Source organism: Neisseria sp. P0021.S006 (assembly GCF_051956895.1).
The window spans coordinates 1-435 of sequence record NZ_JBQCWZ010001299.1; the positions used below are offsets into that span (position 1 = coordinate 1).

Below are 435 nucleotides of genomic sequence, written 5' to 3' on the forward strand. Positions count from 1 at the left end.
GGCGTGGACTACCAGGGTATCTAATCCTGTTTGCTACCCACGCTTTCGAGCATGGACGTCAGTGTTATCCCAGGAGGCTGCCTTCGCCATCGGTATTCCTCCACATCTCTACGCATTTCACTGCTACACGGGGAATTCTACCTCCCTCTTACACACTCTAGTCACCCAGTTCAGAACGCAGTTCCCAGGTTGAGCCCGGGGATTTCACATCCTGCTTAAGTAACCGTCTGCGCTCGCTTTACGCCCATTAATTCCGATTAACGCTCGCACCCTACGTATTACCGCGGCTGCTGGCACTTAGTTAACCGGTGCTTATTCTCCAGGTACCGTCATCAACTGTCGGTATTAGCAACAGCCTTGTATTCCTTGACAAAAGCCCGTGACAACCCGAAGGCCTTCTTCAGACACGCGGCATGGCTGGATCAGGCTTGCGCC

The 435-nt window shown here is 53.3% G+C and carries 1 rRNA gene; it reads right to left on the bottom strand.

Annotated features, from left to right (window positions below):
• Nucleotides 1–435 (bottom strand): 16S ribosomal RNA (locus ACTHUM_RS19980); the annotation flags it as partial.